Source organism: Oleiphilus sp. HI0043, from assembly GCF_001634935.1.
In genome coordinates, this window is the sequence record NZ_LWEY01001236.1 from 1 (window position 1) to 1690 (window position 1690).

The window sequence follows — 1690 nt, forward strand, 5'->3', positions numbered from 1 at the left end:
AGTTATCGTGAGGCTTTGTTAAAGTCGCTAAGTGAAGGTGCAAACCTTGATTCGCATACTGTCGAAGATTTTCTCCAGCACGTTTATTACTTGTCTTTGAATACCTCCGATGTCACGGAATACTCCAAGCTAAAGCTTACCTTGAATGAGCTGTATGCGCGCTACCAGACACCGCACAATACTTTGTTTTACATGGCGATGCCGCCAAGTATGTTTACCGTGATCCCTGATTGCTTGTCAAAGAGTCAATTGTTGGATCAGTGTGAAGGCTGGAAGCGCATCGTGGTCGAGAAGCCTCTAGGTTATGACTTGGAATCTGCAATCGAGCTAGACCATGGTTTGCATTCCTATTTTGATGAATCCCAGATTTATCGTATCGATCACTATTTGGGAAAAGAGACCGTTCAAAACCTACTGGTTTTTCGCTTTGCTAATGGCATGTTTGAACCATTATGGGATAGAAATTATATTGATTATGTTGAGATAACCGGCGCAGAGAAATTAGGTGTTGAGTCTCGGGGTAGCTATTACGATGGCGCAGGTGCCGTGCGCGATATGTTTCAAAACCACTTGCTGCAAGTTTTGGCGATGGTAGCGATGGAACCGCCAGCAGTGATCAATGCCGACTCAACGCGGAATGAAGTGGTGAAGGTTCTACAGAGTCTAAAACCACTTAGTCAGGCCGATTTAGAGAATAACCTGGTTTTAGGGCAGTATACGGAATCCTTAGTTAAAGGTAGTGCTGTTCCAGGTTATCGGGATGAGGAAGGTGTTAGTCCAGATTCCAGAACTGAAACCTACGTAGCCCTTAAGCTATTTATTAATAATTGGCGTTGGAATGGAGTTCCTTTTTATATTCGAACAGGGAAGAGCTTGCCAACGCGAGTGACGGAAGTTGTTATTCACTTCAAACATACACCACACCCTGTTTTTGGGCTGAATGCACCGGCAAATAAACTGGTGATACGCATTCAGCCAGATGAAGGGATCGTGATGCAATTCGGTCTTAAGAAACCCGGAGCAGGTTTTGAGTCGAAAGAGGTGAGTATGGACTTTCGTTACCAGGATTTACTCGATGAAGAAGGTGATGGTGTACGCATTCTGAATGCCTATGAGCGCTTGTTACTGGATGCACTGAATGGCGATGCCACCTTATTTGCTCGTAGCGACGCCGTGCAATCCTGTTGGCAGTTTGTCGAGCCTATTCTGAAATATCAAGCTGGCGACCATGCCTTGCATGGTTATGCGAGTGGTACATGGGGGCCGAAAGAAGCCGAGAGCCTTCTTCGGCGTGATGGCCGTACCTGGCGTTTTCCGTGTAAAAATTTAGCCAATACTCATTATTGTGAGTTATAGCGAGATAAAAAATTCTTAAGCAGGGGGCAGTATGAATGCGAGTAGTGATGGTTCTATTATAAGCATTTATGAATCAGCTGATGAGCTTGCAGAGGTAGTGGCCAAACAGTGGCTGGCTCTGAGCCAATCTGGCGCCGATATTCATATCGCTTTATCGGGCGGGACAACGCCCAAACATATTTTTGGCTACATAGCCCACAGTGATTACGCAAATAGCATTCTTTGGCGGAACTTACATTTCTGGTGGGGAGATGAACGTTGTGTGTCGGCTAATGATGAGCAAAGCAATTATGGTGAAGCCATGCGGCTGTTGTTTAGCCATGTGCTAATTCCA

Annotated in this window: 2 protein-coding genes; both read left to right on the plus strand. The window is 45.4% G+C overall.

What is annotated here, in order from left to right; translation table 11 throughout:
- A partial coding sequence (zwf, locus tag A3729_RS15345) for a glucose-6-phosphate dehydrogenase (RefSeq protein WP_156497970.1) occupies positions 1-1356 on the plus strand: 1356 nt, incomplete at its 5' end.
- A 31-nt stretch (positions 1357-1387) separates the two neighbouring features.
- A partial coding sequence (locus A3729_RS15350; protein ID WP_197475872.1) for a 6-phosphogluconolactonase occupies positions 1388-1690 on the plus strand: 303 nt, incomplete at its 3' end.